Below are 17,557 nucleotides of genomic sequence, written 5' to 3'. Positions count from 1 at the left end.
CCATGAAACACAGCACCGGATTCGTTTGGGTTCTTCTCATCGCACTCATCCAAGGCTTCGCCCCGCTTGCAGCGAAGGATCCTGACGGTAATCCACGCATGAGGGCGGCGATCGGTCATCTGGAAGCGGCCAAGACAGCAGCCAAACCACTCACGAGTCTTCAGGCCGCACGCAAATCCCTCGTCAATGCCAAATCAAACAAGGAGGGCCAGCGCAAGGACGCCATCGGCTATGTGGATGAGGCCATCGCCTACGCCACCACGGGGGACAAGAAAACCATGCTGCTGAAGATCGACAAAGCGATCGCCAATGCCAAGTCAGGGATCGCGAGATCGAAGTGAGCCTAACTAGGAGGCTGGGCTTCGCGCATCCAAATGAAACGGGGCTTTTTGCGACAGGATTAACAAGATTGGCAGGATTTACAGGTCTGAAAAAGACTGTTCATCTTGTGAATCATGTCAATCCTGTCACTGAGGCCATGATTGACATTCAGTTGCCGATTGGATGTGCAATCCCTAACTAAGGAGCTGGCGGTGGCGCTTCGGGTGGCGGAGCCCGCTCAGGCTTCTTCACGCGCTGAATGAATTTGGGGGCGGGAATGAAGCCGCCATTCCCCTGACCACCCGACCAGCGCCCGCCGGATGATCCATTCTTGAAGGGGCGGGGGGATTTGTTGCTCTGTTTTTGGCTCCTCATCTTCCGAGATGGGTTTCGTGTGAGAGGGCGAGGTTACTTTTGGCGAGCTTCATAACCGGCGACGGGTTTGCCCTCGGTATCGAGTTTGTCGCAGGCCCAGAGCAGGCCACGGGCGACGAGATCGAGGAAGACGGGGGCCTCCATGGTGCTGTTGTTGTGGCCCATCGTGGTGCCGAAGACCTTGGCTTTGCCATAGGTGTTCACCCAGACGAGGGCGTGATCCTTCTTCGTGTCTTCACCATAGGCTTTGGCCAGCGGGACGAAGTTTTCCCAGAGCTTCTCATTCTTGTAGAGCTCGTCCTTGGCATCCAGCCACTCGGCGGGGAAGCCCTTCATCACGGGATGCTCGGGGGCGATGTTCTTGACGAGGAGGTCACGGTTCTTTTCATGACTCATGGAGGTCTGGCCGATGCACTTGCGCCACTCGTCCGTCGCGGCGGCACGGTAGCTGTGGGCGGAGCAGTGGAGCATGACGGCAGGCACGCCGTTGTGATGCGCTTTGGCGATGCGCTCGACAAAGGCCACGTCGGTCACCTTGCCGAAGCATTCATTGTGCAGGACGACGTCGTAGCCCTTGGCCCAGTCGTCTTTTTCATAAATGCTCACGCGGTGCTCGCGCTCGTCTTTACCCTTGGGGGCGTCTTCATGGACGACGGTGAATTCGACGTTGGCGCGGGAGCTCAGGCCTTCGGCGAGGATCATCTTCTGGTTGGTGTAGTCGTGGCAGCAGCCGCCGCAGACCATGAGCACCTTCAGCGGCGCGGGCTTGGCAGGGTCCGCCGCGAGGAGTGTCCAGGTGACGAGAGCGAGGAGGCAAAAAGGCAGGGCGAGACGTTTCATGGTTCGAGGTGGTCGGCGGGAGTCTTGGGGAGGAATGAACGCCGGGTCAACTCCCATCCTCGCAAGCGGCAAGGATGGGGCGCGAGAAATTCAGGGCATACGCATCTCACCATGGAAGTGGCTAATGCTACAGGATTGACAGGATTGGGCAGGATTCACAGGTCTGAAAAATCCTGTTCATTCTGCGAATCCTGTAAATCCTGTGTCTCAGGGCCGTGACTGACAATCAGGTGTCGATTGGATGCGCAGCCCTGCGGGAATTTCAGATGATCCGCAGTCGAGTGTTGTGTCTGGCTCCGCAGATGCGTATCCTTTTCCTGCTGAATGACCTCCGACTCCCTTGATCTACCTCCGCCCGACGCGCCCGCGCCTGGGGAGGGTGTGCCAGCGGAGCCGCTCGCCCCATCGACCATGCAGGAGCTGCCCGCGCCGCCGGTGCAGCGAGCTGTGGCCTCGCGGCAAAAGAACGGGCCGCCATCGCATCGGGATGACATCGTGATCTCGGACTACACCCTGATCCGGCGCATCGGCTCGGGAGCGTATGGGGAGGTCTGGCTGGCGCAGAGCGTGACGGGAGCTTATCGCGCGGTGAAGATCGTCTGGCGGGAGGACTTCGAGCTGACGAAGACGTTCCACCGCGAGTTCCTCGGCATCCAGCAGTTCGAGCCGATCTCGCGCGGGCATCCCTGCCTCGTCCACATCCTGCATGTCGGCTGGAATGAAGCGCGTGGCTTTTATTACTGCGTCATGGAGCTCGCCGATGATGCGGAGGAGGGGCCGAACTTCGAGAACCTCCAAACCTACGTGCCGCGCACGCTGGGCACGGACATGAAGAGCCACGGCCGGCTCGACCTCGTCTTCTGTCGCGACGCAGGCGTCTATCTGGCGGACGCGCTGCACTACATGCACACGCACGGGCTTACGCATCGTGACATCAAGCCCTCGAACATCATCTTCTGCGGCGGCGTGTGCAAACTGGCGGACATCGGCCTCGTCGCCGCGCTGGGAGAGCGCACCTTCGTCGGCACGGAGGGCTTTGTGCCACCGGAAGGTCCCGGCACACCGCAGGCGGACGTGTACAGTCTCGGCAAGGTGCTCTACGAGATGAGCAGCGGCAAAGACCGCATGGAGTTCCCCGAAGTGCCGGTCGATCTCAGCGATGAAGAGTGGCCCTTCTGGATGGATCTCAACCGGGTGATCTGCCGCGCCTGTGCGCCGGATCTCAGCGAACGCTTCCAGACCGCGGGCGACTTCGCCGAAGCCCTGCAACGCGTCGGCGAGAAGCGCGCCGAGAGCTTCTCCCGCCGCTTCGCCCGCACGGCGATTTACACCCTTCTTGGTTCGGCCATGCTCGGCGGCGCCCTGCACGCAGGCAAATACCAGCAGCACTGGGCCTATGACCTGCCGCTGCCGGTGAAGCCCGCGCCCGCGCCCATCCAACCCCAGAACGGCAAGCCCTGGCAAAACATCTTCAGCCAGTGGTTCAGCTTCACCAAAGACCGCCACATCGCCGATCTGCCGGTCGAGGTGACGCAGTTCCGAACCTTCCTGGAGGCCACCTTGCGCGCCGCCGCCTTTGACGTGGTGCCTTTCACCACCCCGGAAAAGCGCGTGATCAACTGCGTCATGGTCCCCGCAGCCGATGCTGATGCTTTTAGCGCCTGGATGACCTCACGAGACCGGCAGAGCGGGCGGCTGGACATCGACCACGAATACGCCTGGCGTCCCGCCAACATCAAACTGCCCCCCGGCATGATGCCCACGCCCGGAAGGCAGGCCCTGCGCACCGAGATCGTGCTCGTGCATTACGGCAGGCTCAGCATCGAGAGCACCCCGGCCGGAGCCGAGGTCTATGACGGCGAGCTACGAGTCGGCCGCACCCCGCTGAAGCTCGACAAAACCCGTGCGGACAAGTTCCAGCTCGAAGTGCGCATGCCCGGCTACAAGAACGAGTTTGTGCGCGGCACCCTCAAAGAAGGTCAGGCCGTGAGCTTCAATCTCCGCCTGCGTGCCACCGGAGCCGTTGTCTTTAGCAAGGCCTGGGAAAACAGCCTCGGCATGAAGTTGGTGCCGCTCGGCAAAGCCATGCTCGCCGCCACCGAGACACGACGGAAGGACTTCGCCGAATTTGCCCGCAGCTCGAATCTGCCACCGATTCTCAATCGCGATCTCGACAAAGCACCCGAGCTGCCCGTCACCAATGTCTCGCGCACAGAGGCCGAGCAGTTCTGCCGCTGGCTCACGGATCGCGAGCGAGCCAAAGGCCTGCTGGAGCCGGATCAGGAGTATCGCCTGCCCACCGATGACGAATGGAGCATGGCCACGAATCTCCCCCGCGAGATCGGAGCCACCGCCGCCCAGCGCAGTGGAGCCATCGGCGGCTTCTACCCCTGGGGCTTCACCGCCATCCCACCTCAGAAGACCGGCAACTTCGCCGACCTCAGCGCCGACCCCACCGGCAAAAAAGCCATCGCAGGTTATACCGACGGTCACGCCGGTCCCGCCCCCGTCGCCAGCTTCCGGGCCGATCCACGCACCCAGCTCCACGACCTCTCCGGCAACGTCTGGGAATGGGTCTCTGACGCCTGGGCCACCGATACCAGCGAAGGCATCGTCCGCGGCGGAGCCTTCACCACGCATGACCCACGCGAGCTGCTGGCCTCCTTCCGCCGCAAAGTGAAGATCACCGACCAGCTCTCCGACACCGGCTTCCGCATTCTCCTCGGAGTGGAAGGCAGGAAAGCGCGTGAGGACGAGTGAGCATCTCGCATGTCGTGAAAACAGCCGGTGCTACAATCCTTCGTATCCTGGAAAGCCTGGCATTGGCTCTGTTCCTGACGGTTGGAGCCTGCCTGCTGATTATGTTTATCACCATGCTGTTCGCCAAGGGGCCTGGAGATAGCGAAACGACCATGGCCATCATGTTCACTATGCCTTTGTGTCCGATCATCTTCCTTTCTGCGATCTGCGCGAGTTGTGAGCCTATAGCGGGAAGAAGACTGGTTCGCTTTGCCTCAATAGTGATGCTTGGCCTTCTGCTATGCGTGATCGTGGCTGGCTGGATCAAGAACTGGGTGTTTGCGTAAGGTTGCCGTCCTTTATGCCATAGTTTCATATGCCACGTCTCCGCCGATTCATGATCATTCTCTGCGCTCTGCTTCTGGTCGGAGTTGCAGCAGCCATCTGGTGGGCGGGGAATGAACTCGCTTCTCCCGGACGGCGACCTTTGCAGGACTACCACCGCGAGTTCCTCGCTGACCCGGCGGCGCATGGAGTCACGGTGAAGCCTTTCACTCTCAGCGATGGCACGCCCTGCCTGATGATGGAGCCGCTGGCAGATCGCCGACTCGGCCTGCGGGGTGAGAAGGTGCGTGCGCAACTCCAGGACATGGCATTGCCACCCCCAGGGCAGATCATCGGCACCCTGGTGCTCGTCCATGGCCGCAAAGGACGAAAGGAAGACTACCTCCTCATCGGCGAGCGACTCTGCGCGGCTGGCTTCCGCTGCCTGCTGCCAGACATGCCCGCCCACGGCGAACATCCTGCCCCCACCATCACCTTCGGACTCCGGGAGGCTGATCTCCCGGCCAAGGTATTGGATGAAGCTGCCAGCCAGTTTGCCTTCTCCGAGCAACCCGCCGGACTGCTCGGCATGTCCATGGGCGGCGCGGTGTCCATGCACGCCGCCGCATTGCCGAATCGCCCTTGGAAGACACTGGTGATCATCAGCAGCTTCGACCGGCTGGAAACGGCGATCCAAAAGAACGTCGCCGACCGTATCGGCACCACACTTGGCAGCTTGTGGAGACATGCCGCCGGATGGATTTACGAATGGAGAACCGGAGTGTCCTTGAGCCGCATCCGCTCGGACTTGCCAGCTTCCACACTGACCCTGCCCACCCTCATTGCCCATGGCACGGCGGACCGGGTGATCCCGCTGGAGTCAGGCCGTCGCCTCTTTGCCTCCCTGCCAGCAGATTTGGAAAAGCAATGGATCGAAGTCCCCGGAGCCGATCACCACAACGTGCTCATCACCGACTTCCCCATCTACGCGACCATCGCGCGCTGGATGCTGGAGCATGTGAGGTGAAGTCATCCGCTTACTTCAAACTCCGCAGCCAGGCCACGAGGTCCAGGAGCTCGTTCTCGGGCAGGGTTTGATCCAGGCCAGCGGGCATCAGGCTTGTCGGCAGGGTGGTGTCCCCAGTGATGGTTTGATGCGGCACGTTCTTCTCCTGTCCGGCGATGTCGATCACCAGCAGGCCTTCGGCGGTGTGGGATTTGATGACGCCAAGCGTCTGCTGGCCATCACTCGTCTCGATGACGTGCGCCTCGTAGTCGCGGGCCAGGGTGTTTGAGGGAAACAGGATGCTCTCCAGCAAATCACGTTCCGTGCGGATCGCGCCGATCTTTGAGAGATCGGGGCCGATGGGACGCCCTGCGTCGCCGATCTTGTGGCAGGCGATGCAGGTCCCCTTCCCTGCGGCAAAGTGTGCCGCCCCCTTCGCTGCATCACCGCTGCTGACGACCTTGTCCGAGAGTGGCCCGAGCTGGCGCTTCTTGGCCTCCGTCGCCGCCACGGCGGCAGTGTAGGCGGGCAGGATGATCGTTTCAAAAATGTCCGTCGGCAGGTCCGCGAGCAAGGTGCGGTAGTGGCTCTCCTGCTGGCTGGCGATGGCAGGATTCCGGGCGATCTGGCGGGCGAGTTCGCGCACGATCTCGACATCCTTGTGGCGCTTGACCAACGGCAGCAACGTCTTCAGTTCCACCGGCCCCACGCTGGCCAGCAGTGGCGAGATCTGAGGCATCTGCTCCTTGGTCATCGGGGCGCTGGCGAGCATTCCCGCCGCTTGGATCTTTGCGGCTGAAGTGGACGCAGGATCGGTGAGCACGCCTTTGACCATGTCAAAGGTCTCGCCTGTGAGCTTCACGCTCTCCGCGGCATCCAGCGCCTTCAGGCGGATCGCGAGCGGACGCTTCGGCTCATTCGCGATGGCCTGGAGCGCGGCATCAAAGTGGGGTGTCTTGAGCTTCTTGATCGCATCCAGCAGCAGTGGAGTCGGAGCTTCGGCGAGACTTGAATCGAGGCTGGCAAACCATGCCTCCTGAGTGATGCCAGCGCTTTGACCCGCGAGCACACGCAGGGTGGCCTGCCGCACCTCGGCCGATGTGTGGCCGAGCATCGTGGTGATCAAATTCTGCACCTTCGGTTGGGCGATCAGCGCTGCGCAGTAACCTTCCAGCGCCTGAATCCTGGGATTGGAGAGGCTTTTCTCATTCAGCCACTTCGCCAGCCTCTGGCTGCTGCCTTCATCTACATCTGCATGCTCGATGGCGAGCTTCAGAGCCACGCGTGCCAGATCTTTGTCTGCGGACTCGAGATGCTGTGCGGCGATGACCATGCTCTGGTTCATGCTGGAGGCATCATCCGGCACGAAGCTCGACAGCATCCTGCGCAGTGCGGTGGGATTCGTCTCCGCCTTCAGGTCTGCCAGCGTCACCGCCAGCAGGTTCAGTGTCTGGGCGGCGCAGAGCAGTGAGTGCTCCAGCACGGCATCCAGCGGCTCACGCATCATCTCGCGCATGGCCGAGCCGAGCTGCTGCACCTGCGTGCTCAGCTTCTTGTCCTGCGCCCAGTTCTCTGGCAGTTCCTGCACCACCCACTCCAGAGCATGACGACGCGCATGAGGATCACTCGATTTAAGTTGAGCGATCTGCGCTTTCAGATCCGTCTTGCCCACCACCGCTGGTTTCCTCAAGGCCAATGCAGCCGGCTTCTCCTGCCGGATGCGATACACCGCGCCGAGCAGATCCGACTTTGCCATCAGCGAGCTGGGGCAGCCGATGCGGAACCAGCCGCCGGTGTCGATGGCCAGAAGAGAGCCATCGCGCGGATCTTCCAGCACATCGGTGAGGTGGATGTCCGGGTTGTGGAGTTTGAGGAATTCATTCTCCACCGCCTTGTAGGTGCTGTCCTGCGGTGTCAGTTCCATGCGCACGATGCGCTGTGTGTTGAAATGCGTGACCAGATATTGCAGGCCCTGCATCGGCGCGCGCTGCCAGAAGCAGGCACCACTCACCGCCACATGGCCGAAGTTGTACATGACCGGCATGACATCGAGCGTGCGCGGCAGATGAGAGATGGCCTTGAGCTGGTCCGCGCGTTCATAGACGCCGCCGTAAAGCCAGTGGATGATCGTATCTCCACGCGGCTGGGAGTAGTAGAGATTCTGCACGCCGACGATGTCGCCACTGGGGGTGAAATCGACCTCCACCGGGTTGTCACCACAGCCGAGCGAATGCCAGGCCACGTCGCTGCCATCGGGCTTGCAGCTCCAGATGCCGCAGGCCAGCGACTCATCGACGATGGTGCCATCCTTCTGCGCCACCTTGTGCCCCTTGCGCCCGTGGCACCAGTAGAGGCGACCATTTTGCGGATTCAAAAAGGGGCCATGAACGTCAGCGGCATTGCCCGTGTAATCAAAGCCCGTGACGATCTGCTCGCGCTGATCCGCCACACCATCGTTGTCCGTGTCTGTCAGCTTCCAGAGACCGGGAGGCGAGCAGACGTAGAGGCTGCCCTTCAGCCAGCAGGCCCCCTGGGGGAAGGTCATCTTGTCGGCAAAGACGGTGCTTTTGTCGAAGCTGCCGTCCTGGTCCGTGTCCTCCAGCATGAGCACGCGGTTCGGCGGATTCTCTTCGAGTTGTTTCTTATTCCAGTTCACCCCCGTCGCATCACCCACGAATAACCGCCCGCGATCATCCAGGCAGCCCATGATTGGATGCGTGACCAGCGGTGCCGCAGCCGCGAGTTCCAGCTTGTATCCAGGCGGCAGATCGTGCTTTGGCATTTCCAGCGAGGACTCCCCCGTGATGACCACGGGACGCTTCGCGCTTTCAGGGATCACGTTGCCCTTGTCCGGCGGCAGATCAGCAGCAGCGGCGAGCGAGGCGACAAAAAAGAGTGAGTGCCATTTCATAGATGGTCAATCATACCCGCCCCGCGTCGGCTTTATTGCATTCGCAAATGACTGCATCCGATGCCTCTGCGGGCTTTTCAGTGCAGACCGACACCGGAAGAAAAACAATCCATCGTGATCACGCGAGCACGGGCTTCACGAGGCTGCCGTGGATGTCGGTAAGGCGGTAGTCACGGCCTTGGAAGCGGTAGGTGAGACGTTCGTGATCGACGCCGAGCAGATGCATGAGGGTGGCGTTCAGATCATGCACATGGACGGGGTCTTTGACGATGTTGTAGCTGTAGTCGTCCGTTTCGCCGAAGGTCATGCCTTTCTTCACTCCGGCTCCGGCCATGAACATGGAGAAGCAGCGCGGGTGGTGGTCGCGGCCGTAATTCGTCTCGGTGAGGGCGCCCTGACTGTAGATGGTGCGGCCAAATTCGCCGCCCCAGACGATGAGGGTGTCATCGAGGAGGCCACGCTGTTTGAGATCTTTGATGAGGGCGGTGGTGGGCTGGTCGGTGTCGTTGATCTGACCCTGGATGGCTTTCGGCAGACCGCCATGGTGATCCCAGCCCATGTGGAAGAGCTGGATGCAGCGGACATCACGCTCGGCGAGACGGCGTGCGAGGAGACAGTTGGCAGCGTAGGTGCCGGGCTTCTTCACATCGGGGCCGTAGAGGTCGAGGATGTGCTGGGGCTCCTTCGAGATGTCCACGAGATCGGGGACGCTGGTCTGCATGCGGAAGGCCATCTCGTATTGGGCGATGCGGGCGGTGGTCTCGGGATCGCCAAAGGCGGCGTGGTCCTTTTGGTTCAGCGTGGCAAGCTCATCCAACATACCGCGGCGCATCTCGCGGGAGACACCGGCGGGGTTGGAGAGGAAGAGGACGGGGTCACCTTTGTTGCGGAATTTGACGCCCTGATGCTGGGTGGGGAGGAAGCCGCTGCTCCAGAGTCTGTCGTAGAGAGGCTGATCGTCAGGTCTGCCGGTGCCGAAGGAGGTCATGACGACGTAGGCTGGCAGATCCTGATTCGCACTGCCGAGGCCGTAGCTGAGCCAGGAGCCGATGCTGGGCCGCCCGGCAAGCTGGCTGCCGGTCTGGCAGAAGGTGATGGCGGGGTCGTGGTTGATGGCCTCCGTGTGCATGGAGCGGATGACGCAGAGTTCATCAGCCACGCTGGGGAGATGCTTCCAGAGCTCGCTGAGCCAGACGCCGCCCTTCCCATGCTGGGCGAACTTGAACATCGATGGGGCGATGGGGAAGTTCTTCTGCCCCGATGTCATGGTGGTGAGGCGCTGCCCTTTGCGGATGGACTCGGGGAGGTCTTTGCCACGCTCTTTGGCCATCTGCGGCTTCGGATCAAAGAGATCCATCTGCGAGGGTGCGCCGGACTGGAAGAGGTAGATGATGCGCTTGGCCTTCGGCGCGTGATGCAGAGTCGTGGCTCCGGCCATGAGGGAGCCGAGGGCAGTACTGCTGAGGGCCGCCGCGCTGTTGCGGAGGAAGAGACGGCGGTTCAGGGCATCTTGCAGGGCGAGCGGGGAGGTCATGAGAGAAGTCGGGGCATTTAACCGGCTCAATCCATGGGAATCTTGCAGCCCAGGCATGAGCTTGGCTGAAGTGACGCTGAACTATCTCCTCAAGCTCGGTGGCGGCGGGGCTTTTTTGATGTTGCCGTCACGGGTGAAGATGCGGTCAAAGAAACCTTTCTTCTTCTGCTCTTCTGCGCGGTCCGCCTCATAAGAGGTGCGAGCGGCCTGGATGTTCACGTCTTCAGGGAAGCGCTCGGCGACATCGGCCCCGATCTTGGTGCGGTAGTCCTCTTTGGCGGAGCTGATCCTCATGTCATTCTCACTGGTCACCACGGTGGGCTGGATGAAGATGATGAGTTCTTTGCGGGCGAGACTGTTGTTCGTGCGCTTGAATAGATGCCCCACGCCAGGAACACGGCTGAGGAAAGGTGTGCCGGAGGTGCTGTTGTCCTTGGTTTCAGAGATGAGTCCGCCGAGCACGATGGTGTTCCTGTCGCGCACATTCACGGAGGTGACGATCTGCTCGGTGGCGATGATGGGCACGGTGTTGTTCGCGATCACCGTGGTGTCGATCACCGTGTCGTTGATCTGGGCGATGGTGAGGTTGACCTCACCGTCCTCATTGATGAGCGGCACGACTTCGAGCTTCAGCACGACATCGCGATACTCGATGGTGGTGGTAAAGGTGCCCGCATTGTTGGCGTTCAGGTTCTGCACGGTCTGGGCGGGCACGGGAATGAGGGTGCCGGAGGTGATGACGGCCTTCTTGTTGTTCAAAGCAAAGACTGAGGGACGGGAGAGGACCTTGAAGCGGTCCGTGGTTTCGAGGGCGGAGACGAATGCCTCCACGCCTGAACCGATGGCCCCGTAGAGATTCAGACCGTTCACCCCAGGGATGGCATTGGCGAGGTTGGTGCGGACATCCGGCACGCGGCTAAAGAGGTCGCGATTGGAGACAAAGTTGCCGGCGGTGAAATTGGGATTGTCACCGTTTTGGTTGTTCACCCTGGTAAGGTAATCGATCCCAAACTCGAAGCCGTCATCCAAAGTGAGCTGACCAATGACGGTGGCGAGATAGACCTGCGAAGGGCGGCGGTCGAGTTTGTCCAGGAGTCCGTTGACCTTCTCAATCTCGCTGGTGCGCCCGACAACGAGGATGGAATTCGCCATGGGATCAGCGACGACGCGGGTCTTGCCGACGAGCACCGAGATGGGGGCATTATCTTCAGATGGTCCCTGGATCAGATCCGCCCGTGAGCCGATGCCGGAAGTCGCAGACGCAGTGTCATCCGTGCTACCGCCGCCGGATGTGGAGAGCACCTGACCACCACGAGAACCTGTGGTGGTGCGGCCACCGAGGAGCTGGCTGCTCGTGGAGGCGAAGCTCTGCTGGCGCTGGCTCTGAAGACTGCCACCTCCGGGAAGTGACGTGGTGCCGCCCGTGGGCTCGGTGAGGAGATCGACGACGGCAGCCATGACATCGACGGCAGCGGCGTATTTGAGCTTCCGCTCGTAGGGCACATCCACTTTCAGCGGCTTGTCGAACTCAGCGATCATGCTGGCGATGTAGGTGTAGTCAGCGGTGGAGGCGACGACGAGGATCTGATTGAGGCGGGTATCAGCGACGACCTGCGCGGTGGTGGCAGGCTCAGAGGGAGAGTTCGGGATCACCCACTGGCCGTTGATGAAGACGGGGTTCACACGCGGGGCGTTGTCGCGAGGGTCACGGTTGCTGCTGTTGTTATTGTTGTTGTCGTTGTCTTTGCGCCCATCGCTGGCGGCTGCGCCACGGATGGTGTTCACGCCTTTGCTCTCTTTTTCATCGGCCTGGGCCGTGAGCGTGGCCTGGATGATCTGGGCCACCGTGGCCGCGTCGGCGTGCTCCAGCGGGATGAACTTCGTGACGAGTGAGGCGGCGCTGGCCGCGATGTCGATGGCTTCACGAATGCTAATGAGCTGCTTCACGACGGTGCTGCTTTCGGTGATCAAAAGGCCTGGCGGCACGAGCACGGGAGTGATGCGGCCATAGACGCCGAGGCCGACGTGACCGGAAAGCATGGTGCCGGCGGTCTCGGGGTCGAGGTTGTCCAGCTTCATGAAGTAGGTGACGATGGTCTCACCCACGGGGAGATCCTGCGCGGAGGTGTAAAACTTCACGCCATGGGAGAACTGGACGGCATTGGCTCCCTGATTTCGCGCAGGCAGGATGCGGGCGCTTTTGCCATCGGCTTCCATGACGATGGCATAGCCGTTGGTGAGCAGGGTGGCTTCGATGAGTTTGACGGCTTCAGCCTTCTCGACCGCTTTCGGGGTGGCTAGGCTGACAGGCGCACCTTCGAGGATGCTGGTGTCTTTGATCAAAGTCACGCCCGTGAGCAGCTCATAGATGCTGAGCATGTCCATGACGGGGTTGTTCGGGAACTGGAGGACGATCTTCTCCCCCTCCATGCGGATGGTCTGGGAGAGCGTGCTCGCGGTATCGCCACCGGGGGCTCCGCCCATGCCGGGAGGGCCGCCGAAGCCAGCGCCAGGCCCGCCTTCACCACCGCCGAAGCGACGACGCCCACTGCCGGGACCGAAGCCACCGCCAGGACCACCGGGAACTCCGCCCGGTGCACCGGGTCCGCCTGGGCGGGCACCCTCTGCTCCAGGTGGCAGCGCCGGGCGCTCACCGTCCGCAGAGGGGGCCGCAGGCGCTGCCGGAGTGGCTGGCGCGGCTGGCGGAGACGTGGGTGCGGGTGCCGCTGGGGCAGGTGCGGGAGCGGCATCTTGGGCGGCGAGTGATGCCGCGAGTGTCAGAGATGAGGCGAGAGAAACGAGGAGTCGGGAGCGATGCATGAAATGTCAGTAAAAAGAGATGATGGCTGAAGTCGGCGCGTGTGGAGAAACGGGGTTACTTCCCGCCTTTGTCCTCTTTCTCGATCCGCTCGAATTCTTTGCGGATGATGTTGCGGCGTTCTTCTTCAGGCGCGTTGCGGAATTTCTCGTCGCTAAATTTGGAGCGCATCATGTCGCGGAACTTCTCCTTGGATTTGTCCGAGAGAGACTCGTATTTTTTGCGGTCTTCATCGCTCGGACCACGCCCTTCGCGGCGGAAGCCATCGCCGCCTCCGGGGGGTGGCGGGCGGTCACCACTGCCTTTATCCTTCTTCTCCCCTTTCATGTCAGCCGCCGTGATCGCTGCATAGCTGACTTTCACCTGCTCTCCACCGATGGTGACGATGGCACGACTGCGGGTGATGTCTGGTGCCGGCAGGGCTTCATTGAGCACCCAGCCTTGGAAGTTCGGCTCATTGGAGACGATGAAGCTTTCCTTCGTCTCCTTGTTAAAGATCGTCGCCACGGGTTTGCCGTTGATGTAGGAGATGCTGGTGAGCACCAGATTGTCCGACATGTTCACCATCCGGGTGAAGGGCGAACTCTTGGAGATGGAAGCCAGGGATTCAGGATCAAAAGGCTGCGGCAGATCCGGATCAGAAACGGGTTCAGGATCCACGGCGAGCACTGCCATGGGCAGGAGGACCAGGGAGCGAAACAGCGTTGTGATGAGTTTCATGGCGGTGGGGGGCAGAGGGATCAGATACCAGCTTCGGGCTTGAACCACCGCGCCAGGGTGAGGTTGCAGATGACCTGGGGGGTCTTTTCACGGGAGCGGGTGTCGATTTCCACCTGGAGTTCCCTCACGGCCTGAAATTTTTCCGGCGATTGCAGCCCCGCCAGCCAGTCCAGCACCGTGGTTTGGTCGCCACGCAGACGCACGGAGACGGTGACTTCGCGGTAATTGGGATTCGGCGCACCCAGCGGCGGCAGGGTGGGCTGCTCGGCAGTGATGCCCCATTCCAGCGCCGAGTCCTCCAGATCTTGCAAAAGCTGACCCTGCGCGCGGCCCAGGCTGTCCGTGGTCGGCATCATCTCAGTCAGCCAGTTGCGGCGCTTGTCCCAAAAAGGACTTTCCTTCACCCAGCCATCATTTTCCATCTTCAGCCGCTCCAGGCTAGCGATCTTTTCCAGCGCCACCTTCCGGCGGTCGAGGAATTGCTTGGCGACGATCATCCCCGCCATCAGCACGAGCACGCCCACGCAGAGGAGCAGGAGATTCTTTTCACGAGATGTCAGCTTGGTGGCCATGGTTCTGAGATGCGATGTCTGAAAGTTAAAGGGCTACTGCGCCTTCCCCTGCGTGCGGAATTCAGCCTTGCCGTTCCGCACGTTCGGGCTGGGCTTCGACCAGGTGTAGCGGCTCAGGACGGAGTGCTTTTGCAGATCTTCCATGAACTGCACCGCCGTCTGCGCATCCCGCGCCTCGCCCTGGATGTCGATGGCATCATCCTTGATCTGGAAGCGCCGGATCACGATCCCGCTCGGCGGCATGAGCTTCGTCACCTCCGTCAGCAGCACCATCGGGTAGCGCTTCGGTTCGATGGCGGGAGAGAGAGACTTCCACATGTCCGCCGTCTTGCGCACCAAAGCAGCAGGCGCAGAGGTTTCATCCACGCTCGCCTGGAGCTGCGCGGCATGATTTTCCTGGAACCGCAGGTAGGTGAAGGCCAGAAACGCCAGGGCGACAAAGAGCAGAGCTCCGAGGATGCCAAAGCGCGTGATCTTGGCGCGGCGCACCGCACTCTGCTGTGACTCACGCACCACCGCCGGGAGCAGGCGCGGCCAGGAGTGCGTATCGAGATCCGAGTTTGGCGGCAGTTGCGCCAGCGGGCGGACCGTCATGCCGGTCAGATCATGCAGGATCTCCATCAGCTTCTGATCCCAGGGCTGGCCGACGAGACTGATGCCCGTGAACAGCCCCTCCCCCAACTCAGCCTCCAAAGAGATCCGCGCCAGCACGATCTCCTGCGCCAGCTCCTCCGCACTCAGCGTGGCCGCCGGAGCAAAGATATGACTGTGATACAGCTTCCCCTGATAGCCCGCAGCCAGCACCTGCGAGCCATTTTCCTCCAGGATCACGATCTGCCCCGCAGGCAGGCTCACCAGCCGCAGCGCCGCCGTGTAGTCAGAGGCCTGCATCAGAGCCAGATCCGAGGGGAAAGGATCTGCCAAAACATCCACACTCACCGTCGCGCTGGAGGCCGTCTGAGTCAGCAGATGCCAGCGGAAATTCCGCTCAGCCCCACCCACGAGCTTCAGCCCCCGGCGCTCAAGCTGGGTGATGATGATCTGCTCCAGCATCTCATGGTCCGCATTCGGCAGCAGCATGCCCACCGTGCGGCAGGCAGAGGCAGGCAGTCCCACCACCAGAGGCTTCCCCCTGGCCTGAACCTCCGAAGGGATCTCCACAGCCTCACCAGGCCCGCCAGTCCTCGGTTTCCACAGGCGCCACGAAGCATCAGGAGACGGAAGTAACAGGGTAGAGGCAGCGAAAGACATGCGGGAGACGTGGCGAGGGGAGCCATTGGAACGCACGTCATGAAGGGAAGTTGCGTAATTTCGACGCTCGTTTGCAACCTTCACCACTCACCTGCCCCCAGGATTATAAATCTGACCCGAAATGCCACTCGCAGCCCTTGCAGCGTGGGTTATCCACCCGCATGAAACCCCTCCTGCTTCTCAGCCTCATCGTCTTTTTTTCCGCCTGCACTCAGGAAAGCCAGAATCAGATCGGCCGCTCCATTCAAAACTGGACCGGAGTCAATGGCATCCTCGAAATCTACGCCGGAGAGAAGTTGGTGAAACGCTTCATCCATGTGGACAAGCTCACCACCGCCGCAGCCACAGACGGCGGCTCAGCCCGGCCCTATCGTTATGGCTACGGCATCCTCGACGAAAACCTCGACGGAGAAAAATCAGCCGCCGAAAAGCGCGTGTACTTCGAGTTCAGCGACTACTCCACCAGCTACATCTTCTACGAAAGCCCTCGGCCCTGAGCCCACCCGTGGTTCGCCGGGAGTCCCCAGGATCAAGCGCTCCCGGATACTGAAGGCGGACCTGTCTGAGCATGGCTCAAGAGCCGTTTAAAAACTGGAATCTTGCCATTTGAAACACCTGACCCCTTTCAAGAAGGCCACTCCTTGGCTTCCTTCACCTCTGTTGTGCTGCCTCGAATCAGGGCGACATGAACTTGGCCGCTTCCGGGTGCAGTTTCAGCCAAGCCTCAGCGGCCAGTGGCTCGGTGAGCTTCCAGTTTTGATAGTGCAGGGTAAGGGCCCGCTGCCGACGGTCCGGGGCTTGCATGGTCAGCACCTCGCTTAGCGCGGCGGCGGGACTGGTGGTGATCAAAACATCGGCCAACTGCTCAATGGCGATGTCTTTTTCGATGCTGGGCTTCTGCTGCTTTAACCACGCGGAGAAGTCTTCCAGATCCTGGCCGCACCAAGCGGAGAAAACGGACGCGAGGGCGTTGTGGCGTTCGGTTTCATCGGCCAGCCTGGCAGCAAAATGCAGCGCCTCTTGGGGATACTCGGAGGCCCATTGGCTGAGGGCTGAGGAAGAGGCCACTTCGCGAGAGGGGCCCTTCAATGCGGTGGCGACCCATTCAAGCGCGACGCGGGGGTTGTACTCAGCCCATTCCTGTACCATGGCCTGGCGGCACTCCTGGGCAGATGATTCGTTGACGTTCTTGTCCAGCCAGGCATTGGCGGCCTCCGGGGCGTGCTGACCCCAGCGGGCGATCACCCGCGGCAGCAGCCAGAGGTCATCGGGATGAGCGACAAGCCATTCGGCGGCGGTTTGGGAGAAGTAATCGGCCCATTTGAGCACGGCTTTGGAGAGGGCAAAGTCGCGCAGCTTGCCTGCGGGTAAGTTTGCGCACCACTCCGCCGCATTCTGGCCGTAGTCATCTGCCCATATGTCGATGACCTCGCTGAGGCTGAACACCTGATCAACCTCCGAGGAATTAGTGAGCGCCCATTTGGCCGCTTGGCGGGGCTCTGTGGCAGCCCACACCTTGCCGATACGGGCGATGGCGGTGCGGCGGTAGATGCCGGACAGGTTTTCGAGAACCCATTCCGATGCCGCATGTGGGTCTACTCTGGCCCAGCCGCTGAGGGTTGCCGAATAGGCCATCGCTCGTCGCTCTCCCTCGGGGATTTGCTTGCAGGCCTCCAAGGCTGCCTGCGGATCAGCTTTGGCCCAATGGCGAAGCAATGGAATGCCGAAAGTCTGCGTGTCATGGAGGTGATTGAACTCCGTTAGAGCCATTTGAAAGCCACGCACGGGGTTCGTTTCACCCATTGCGATACCAAAAGCGGCCAGCAGCTCGTGGCGTTCGTCGGTGTTCTTGACTTTGAGGATCTTAGCAAGCCGGGCCGAGGACTCTTCCTCGGACATCGGAGTGGCGATCTGCGACGCCCCCTGGAGTAGGACAGCGATGGGTTCGGGGGAATCCAGGGTGACCGTTGTCTCCGCTTTGCGGACGATGACCGAGGGCTCGGGAGCTGCCTGGCCCAGGGCGTGGTGGGTCGTCAGCGTGCCGAGCAGTGCCCAACCTGCGCGGCACAAAGAAGTAGTCGCGCGCACAAGGCTAAACTTTAAGGGAACTGCGTTCATAATGGGTATCTAGGGAATATCGGTCAGT

General features: G+C 61.2%; 14 protein-coding genes. 5 read left to right on the top strand and 9 right to left on the bottom strand.

Going from position 1 to position 17,557, the window contains the following annotated elements; translation table 11 throughout:
• The first annotated feature begins 2 nt into the window (after positions 1-2).
• On the top strand, positions 3-341 hold the full coding sequence (locus AC6FTP_RS02895) for a hypothetical protein (protein WP_497205396.1): 339 nt from the start codon (positions 3-5) through the stop codon (positions 339-341).
• Positions 342-519: 178 nt separating this feature from the next.
• On the opposite strand, the gene AC6FTP_RS02890 is transcribed toward AC6FTP_RS02895, so the two are convergent.
• Positions 520-696: a hypothetical protein gene (locus AC6FTP_RS02890; protein ID WP_497205395.1), complete on the bottom strand. Its 177-nt coding sequence runs from the start codon at positions 694-696 to the stop codon at positions 520-522.
• A gap of 33 nt (positions 697-729) precedes the next feature.
• Positions 730-1,536 carry a ThuA domain-containing protein gene (locus AC6FTP_RS02885; RefSeq protein ID WP_497205394.1) on the bottom strand — a complete coding sequence of 269 codons (807 nt, stop codon included), beginning with the start codon at positions 1,534-1,536 and terminating at the stop codon, positions 730-732.
• Between the two features lie 324 nt (positions 1,537-1,860).
• On the opposite strand from AC6FTP_RS02885, the gene AC6FTP_RS02880 reads away from it, so the two are divergent.
• From AC6FTP_RS02880 to AC6FTP_RS02870, 3 genes are read left to right on the top strand one after another with little or no spacing between them, the layout of a single operon-like run.
• Positions 1,861-4,296 (top strand): SUMF1/EgtB/PvdO family nonheme iron enzyme, encoded by a 2,436-nt coding sequence (locus AC6FTP_RS02880; protein ID WP_497205393.1) that lies wholly within the window; start codon positions 1,861-1,863, stop codon positions 4,294-4,296.
• A 14-nt stretch (positions 4,297-4,310) separates the two neighbouring features.
• The gene (locus AC6FTP_RS02875) at positions 4,311-4,622 is read left to right on the top strand and encodes a hypothetical protein (RefSeq protein ID WP_497205392.1); all 312 of its coding nucleotides are present in this window, start codon (positions 4,311-4,313) and stop codon (positions 4,620-4,622) included.
• Positions 4,623-4,672: 50 nt separating this feature from the next.
• Complete coding sequence (locus AC6FTP_RS02870; protein WP_497205391.1) at positions 4,673-5,626, top strand: alpha/beta hydrolase; 954 nt, start codon at positions 4,673-4,675, stop codon at positions 5,624-5,626.
• A 10-nt stretch (positions 5,627-5,636) separates the two neighbouring features.
• On the opposite strand, the gene AC6FTP_RS02865 is transcribed toward AC6FTP_RS02870, so the two are convergent.
• The 6 genes from AC6FTP_RS02865 to AC6FTP_RS02840 form a co-directional block, all read right to left on the bottom strand.
• A complete protein-coding gene (locus tag AC6FTP_RS02865; protein ID WP_497205390.1) occupies positions 5,637-8,516 on the bottom strand; it encodes a PVC-type heme-binding CxxCH protein in 2,880 nt (959 codons plus the stop codon).
• 118 nt (positions 8,517-8,634) lie between these two features.
• Positions 8,635-10,050 (bottom strand): DUF1501 domain-containing protein, encoded by a 1,416-nt coding sequence (locus AC6FTP_RS02860; RefSeq protein ID WP_497205389.1) that lies wholly within the window; start codon positions 10,048-10,050, stop codon positions 8,635-8,637.
• Positions 10,051-10,131: 81 nt separating this feature from the next.
• Positions 10,132-12,870 (bottom strand): secretin GspD/PilQ domain-containing protein, encoded by a 2,739-nt coding sequence (locus AC6FTP_RS02855; protein ID WP_497205388.1) that lies wholly within the window; start codon positions 12,868-12,870, stop codon positions 10,132-10,134.
• A 55-nt stretch (positions 12,871-12,925) separates the two neighbouring features.
• Positions 12,926-13,588: a hypothetical protein gene (locus AC6FTP_RS02850; RefSeq protein WP_497205387.1), complete on the bottom strand. Its 663-nt coding sequence runs from the start codon at positions 13,586-13,588 to the stop codon at positions 12,926-12,928.
• A 20-nt stretch (positions 13,589-13,608) separates the two neighbouring features.
• Positions 13,609-14,160, bottom strand: a complete 552-nt coding sequence (locus AC6FTP_RS02845) for a hypothetical protein (RefSeq protein WP_497205386.1) — start codon at positions 14,158-14,160, stop codon at positions 13,609-13,611.
• 33 nt (positions 14,161-14,193) lie between these two features.
• Entirely contained in the window at positions 14,194-15,411 is a 1,218-nt protein-coding gene (locus tag AC6FTP_RS02840; protein WP_497205385.1) for a PilN domain-containing protein, read from the bottom strand.
• A 161-nt stretch (positions 15,412-15,572) separates the two neighbouring features.
• On the opposite strand from AC6FTP_RS02840, the gene AC6FTP_RS02835 reads away from it, so the two are divergent.
• On the top strand, positions 15,573-15,908 hold the full coding sequence (locus AC6FTP_RS02835; protein ID WP_497205384.1) for a hypothetical protein: 336 nt from the start codon (positions 15,573-15,575) through the stop codon (positions 15,906-15,908).
• A 178-nt stretch (positions 15,909-16,086) separates the two neighbouring features.
• Here the strand turns inward: AC6FTP_RS02835 and AC6FTP_RS02830 are convergent, their stop codons facing one another.
• A complete protein-coding gene (locus AC6FTP_RS02830; protein WP_497205383.1) occupies positions 16,087-17,529 on the bottom strand; it encodes a hypothetical protein in 1,443 nt (480 codons plus the stop codon).
• Positions 17,530-17,557 lie beyond the last annotated feature (28 nt).

The sequence above is a fragment of the Prosthecobacter sp. genome (assembly GCF_044378005.1).
Lineage (GTDB): Bacteria > Verrucomicrobiota > Verrucomicrobiia > Verrucomicrobiales > Verrucomicrobiaceae > Prosthecobacter.
This window is presented reverse-complemented; position numbering and strand designations above follow the sequence as displayed.

What these genes read in the sequence shown, in the direction of transcription:
- AC6FTP_RS02880 (WP_497205393.1), top strand. Translation starts at nt 1,861, where the DNA reads ATGACCTCCGACTCCCTTGATCTACCTCCGCCCGACGCGCCCGCGCCT.
- AC6FTP_RS02850 (WP_497205387.1), bottom strand. Translation starts at nt 13,588, where the DNA reads ATGAAACTCATCACAACGCTGTTTCGCTCCCTGGTCCTCCTGCCCATG.
- AC6FTP_RS02840 (WP_497205385.1), bottom strand. Translation starts at nt 15,411, where the DNA reads ATGTCTTTCGCTGCCTCTACCCTGTTACTTCCGTCTCCTGATGCTTCG.
- AC6FTP_RS02865 (WP_497205390.1), bottom strand. Translation starts at nt 8,516, where the DNA reads ATGAAATGGCACTCACTCTTTTTTGTCGCCTCGCTCGCCGCTGCTGCT.
- AC6FTP_RS02870 (WP_497205391.1), top strand. Translation starts at nt 4,673, where the DNA reads ATGATCATTCTCTGCGCTCTGCTTCTGGTCGGAGTTGCAGCAGCCATC.
- AC6FTP_RS02845 (WP_497205386.1), bottom strand. Translation starts at nt 14,160, where the DNA reads ATGGCCACCAAGCTGACATCTCGTGAAAAGAATCTCCTGCTCCTCTGC.
- AC6FTP_RS02860 (WP_497205389.1), bottom strand. Translation starts at nt 10,050, where the DNA reads ATGACCTCCCCGCTCGCCCTGCAAGATGCCCTGAACCGCCGTCTCTTC.
- AC6FTP_RS02835 (WP_497205384.1), top strand. Translation starts at nt 15,573, where the DNA reads ATGAAACCCCTCCTGCTTCTCAGCCTCATCGTCTTTTTTTCCGCCTGC.
- AC6FTP_RS02830 (WP_497205383.1), bottom strand. Translation starts at nt 17,529, where the DNA reads ATGAACGCAGTTCCCTTAAAGTTTAGCCTTGTGCGCGCGACTACTTCT.
- AC6FTP_RS02890 (WP_497205395.1), bottom strand. Translation starts at nt 696, where the DNA reads ATGAGGAGCCAAAAACAGAGCAACAAATCCCCCCGCCCCTTCAAGAAT.
- AC6FTP_RS02855 (WP_497205388.1), bottom strand. Translation starts at nt 12,870, where the DNA reads ATGCATCGCTCCCGACTCCTCGTTTCTCTCGCCTCATCTCTGACACTC.
- AC6FTP_RS02885 (WP_497205394.1), bottom strand. Translation starts at nt 1,536, where the DNA reads ATGAAACGTCTCGCCCTGCCTTTTTGCCTCCTCGCTCTCGTCACCTGG.
- AC6FTP_RS02895 (WP_497205396.1), top strand. Translation starts at nt 3, where the DNA reads ATGAAACACAGCACCGGATTCGTTTGGGTTCTTCTCATCGCACTCATC.